Source organism: Streptacidiphilus carbonis, assembly GCF_000787775.1.
GTDB lineage: Bacteria > Actinomycetota > Actinomycetes > Streptomycetales > Streptomycetaceae > Streptacidiphilus > Streptacidiphilus carbonis.
On the sequence record NZ_BBPM01000077.1, the window covers coordinates 1 to 3864 of the forward strand.

A 3864-nucleotide genomic window follows, 5' to 3' on the forward strand; every position below is an offset into this window, starting at 1 on the left:
CTAGGTACGACATCACCGACCTGACCGGCGGCGAGCGGGTAGGCGTCTCCGTTGGCGACGTCGTCGGCCACGGCCTGGAGGCCGCCGGCGTCATGGGCCAGCTGCGCAGCGCGCTCGCGGCCGCGTCCCGTGTGGCCGACGGCCCCGCGCAGGCCCTGGACGTGCTGGGCCGGTACGCCGGCTTCGTCGACGGCGCCGAGAACACCACTGCCGTGACGTGCTTCGTCGACTGGGAACAGCACACCATCACCTACTCCAGCGCCGGCCGCCCACCGCCCGCCCACCTGCAGACCGGGTCATCACAGCCCCCTGGCAACGAGGCGACGTTCCTCTGCTACCGGCCTACTACGGCGGACCGGAGCGTGAACTGCCCGGTCAGGTGGGACACGGCATGGATGCGGCGAGCAAGATCGGAATGTGTCACGGCCACCGGTCTCCCAGCTGCCCGGCGAACTCGGCACACGGGGACGAGCGGGTCGGGTTCCCCTGGGAACCCCCCTCGTCGAATCGACGAGGGGGGTCTCGTCCACGCGCTGAAGACGAGGCGGACTGCTCCCGCCTAGCGTCGGCGGCATGGACAACGCCATCCACTGCGAGGGCCTCACCAAGCAGTACGGTCCGACGCTCGCCGTCGACCATCTGGATCTGACCGTAGGGCCCGCGCAGGTCTTCGGCTTCCTCGGACCCAACGGCTCGGGAAAGACCACCACCATGCGGATGCTGCTCGGCCTGGTGCACCCCACCTCCGGGCGGGCCTGGATCCACGGCCGCCCGCTGCCCGACCCGGACGGCCTGGCCCGGATCGGCTCGATGATCGAGGAACCGGGCTTCCACCCCTGGGCCAGCGGCCGCCGCAATCTGGAGTTCCTGGCCCTCAGCGGGCCGCCGGTTCCCCGCACCGACGCCGTGGACCGCGCACTGCACCGGGTGGGGCTGGCCACCGCGGCCGACCGGCACGTGCGGACCTACTCGCAGGGCATGCGCCAGCGCCTCGGCCTGGCCGCCGCGCTGCTGCGCGACCCGTCGCTGCTCATCCTCGACGAACCCACCAACGGCCTGGACCCGGCCGGCATCCAGGAGATGCGAGCGCTGCTGCGCACCCTCGCCGACGCCGGGACCACCGTATTCCTCTCCAGCCATCTGCTCACGGAGATCGAGCAGGTCTGCGACCGGGTCGCGGTCCTGCACGCCGGACGGTTGATCGAGGAGGGTCCGGTGGCCGAGGTCGCCGGAGACCGGGCCGCGGTCCGGGTCACCGTGGACCCCGCCGACCTGGCCCGCGCCCAGCAGCTCCTGGCCGCCTGGCCGACGCACCCCACGGGACCCGGGCAACTCCTGGTCGACAGCGGCGACCCGCGCGCTGTCAACGAGGTGCTCGGCAGAGCCGGCCTGTGGGCCCACGAGCTGCGCCGTGACAGCGGCGGGCTGGAGAACCGCTTCCTGCACCTCACCGCCGACACCAGGAACAGCGAGGTTTCCGATGCGCCTGCTCCACGCTGAACTGCGCAAACTCAACCGCCCCCTCTTCTGGTGCACCGCGCTCGGCTTCGCCCTGTTCGCAGTGCTCCTCGCGGTGGGCGGCGCGAGCAACGCGCAGCAGTACACCCAGACCTCCCCGGTACCCGGCTGCGCCGCGATGCACCTGCCCGCGAGCATCTCCTGCGCCGAGGCCCAGAGGACGGCCGAGGCCAGGGAGGAACAGACCCGGCCGGAGCGGCTGGCCTCCGCACTGCACACCGCCGAGCAGTTGACCCCGCTCGCCGGGGGCGCGGAGTCCGCCGGACTGATGGCCTCGCTGCCCGGCGTGCTGGTCCTCTCCCTGCTGGCCGGAGGCCATGTGGGCGGGGAATGGACCGGGCACACCCTCAAATCCCTGCTCGCCCAGTGCGGACGGCGGCGCCGGGTACTGGCCGCCAAGGTCGCGAGCCTGTGGCTCGCCGCAGTGGGGATCATGGCCGCAGGCTGGGCCGGGCTGGCGCTGGCCGGGCCGCTGGCCGCCCACGTCGCCGGCCTTCCGGCCGGTCGGCTGTCCCTCGCCCATACCGTCGACCGCTCCGCAGGGCAGTTGGGGCGCGCCCTGCTGGTCCTGGCCCTGTTCGCGGCGGTGGGTGTGCTGTGCTCGGTGCTCACCCGCAGCACCGTCGGGACCCTGGGGGCCTGCAGCGGGGTGTTCGTCGCTCTGCTGGCCACCGCGGCGCTGCCGGGACTCGGGAGGTGGACCCCGGCGACCTGGGTGCAGAACTGGATGGGCTTTGGCGCCGGCGAGTCCTCGATCACGGCGCTGCCGGACAACTTCTGGTCCCGCTTCCTGAGCGCCACCGGGGCAGCGCCCAGCCCGTTGGTCACCGCGCTGGAAGCGGTCGCTCTCGCCGGGACGGCCGCCGCCTGCGCCCTGGTCGCCGACACGGTCTTCCGCCGCAGCGACGTGACGGGATGACCTGGCTGAACCGGGCCCTCCGGCCCTACGGTCAGGGCATGGCCATCTCGTCCCGGGGAGTCGACGCGGCGGTGACGGCCGTCCTGGTCCTGTGGGCACTGCCCGATGTGCCCTGGTGGTGGCGGCCGCCCGGGCACGCAGCCGGCACCCCGGTGGTCCTCGGCTACCTGCTGCTGGCCCTGATCCAGTCGGTACCGTTCCTGTGGTGGCGGCGGATCCCGCTGACCGTGCTGGGGACCGCAGCCGGGGCCTACCTCCTGCGCGGAGCCCTGGACCAGCACCAGGCGTCGGCCGCCGCGGCGGTGCTGGTCGCCGCTTACGGGGCGGGCGCCCACGGCAGCCATCGCCGAGTGCCGCAAGTGCTCGGCTTGCTGTCGCTGGCCACGGCAGCCGGCATCGGTCTGTTCGACAACTACCAGCGCAACGCCGGCGGGCCCTGGGCGCTGCTCGGCGCGGCCTTCCTGGTCGGCGACGCGGCAACCGCTCGGCGCCAGGAGGCCGCCGCCGCGGCCGAGGCCGCCCACTTGGCCGAACGCGCGCGGATCGCCCGGGAGTTGCACGATGTGCTGGCCCATCAGCTCTCCGCTATCACCGTGCAGGCCGGGACCGCCCGTCTCGCTCCCCCGGTCGACCCCGCCGCGCTGCTCGCCGGGGTCGAGCGGCTCGGCCGCGAGGCGCTGACCGAACTGAGCCACCTGCTCGGTGCATTGCGTCGAGACCGGGCCGCAGCGCCCGACTACCGCCCGGTGCCCACGCTCGACGCACTGGACGACTTGGTCGCGCAGAGCCGGGCGGCCGGGACCCGGGTGGCGTTCGCGGTGGAAGGTGCCGCGCCTGCCGACCTGACGCCGGGTCTGGAACTGTCGGCGTACCGGATCGCGCAGGAGGCCCTGACCAACGCCGCGCGATACGCTCCCGGCGCGCCCGTCCGGATCACCCTGGACTACCGCGGGCACCACATGCAGCTGACGGTGGCCAACGACGCGCCGCCGCGTCCTGGGCCGGTGACGGCCGGCGGCGGCCGGGGCCTGCTCGGCATCCGCGAGCGCGTCGACCTCTACGGCGGACGCCTGGACGCGGGGCCCACGCCGGAGGGCGGCTTCGCACTTTCGGCCTCACTGCCCTACGCCGACCGACCCGAAGGGACGGCGCCATGACGGTCCGTATCCTGCTCGCCGACGACCAGACGATGGTCCGCGCCGCGCTGGCAACACTGCTCGACACCCGCGAGGACTTCACGGTGGTGGGCCAGGCCGGGGACGGCGCACAGGCGGTGGCACTGACCCGCGAATGCCACCCGGACGTGGTGCTCATGGACATCCGCATGCCGAAGATGGACGGCCTGGAGGCCACCCGTCGGATCCTCGCCCACCCGAACCCGCCCCGAGTGGTCGTGCTCACCACGTACGACCTGGACGAATACGTCT

At 73.4% G+C, this 3864-nt stretch carries 4 protein-coding genes and 1 pseudogene; all 5 read left to right on the forward strand.

Features of this window, described 5'->3' with window-relative positions; all coding sequences use genetic code 11:
• Nucleotides 1–281: pseudogene (locus TR46_RS40355) on the forward strand (SpoIIE family protein phosphatase); the annotation flags it as partial.
• Nucleotides 282–573: 292 nt separating this feature from the next.
• Nucleotides 574–1500 (forward strand): ABC transporter ATP-binding protein, encoded by a 927-nt coding sequence (locus TR46_RS34030; protein ID WP_052433345.1) that lies wholly within the window; start codon nt 574–576, stop codon nt 1498–1500.
• Complete coding sequence (locus TR46_RS34035) at nt 1481–2437, forward strand: ABC transporter permease subunit (RefSeq protein WP_042409974.1); 957 nt, start codon at nt 1481–1483, stop codon at nt 2435–2437. Before TR46_RS34030 ends, TR46_RS34035 begins: the two co-directional genes overlap by 20 nt.
• Before the next feature lie 38 nt (nt 2438–2475).
• Nucleotides 2476–3594 (forward strand): sensor histidine kinase, encoded by a 1119-nt coding sequence (locus TR46_RS38580; RefSeq protein ID WP_161790252.1) that lies wholly within the window; start codon nt 2476–2478, stop codon nt 3592–3594.
• Nucleotides 3591–3864: response regulator (locus tag TR46_RS34045; RefSeq protein ID WP_042409978.1), on the forward strand; the 274-nt coding region annotated here is incomplete at its 3' end. The genes TR46_RS38580 and TR46_RS34045, both read left to right, overlap by 4 nt.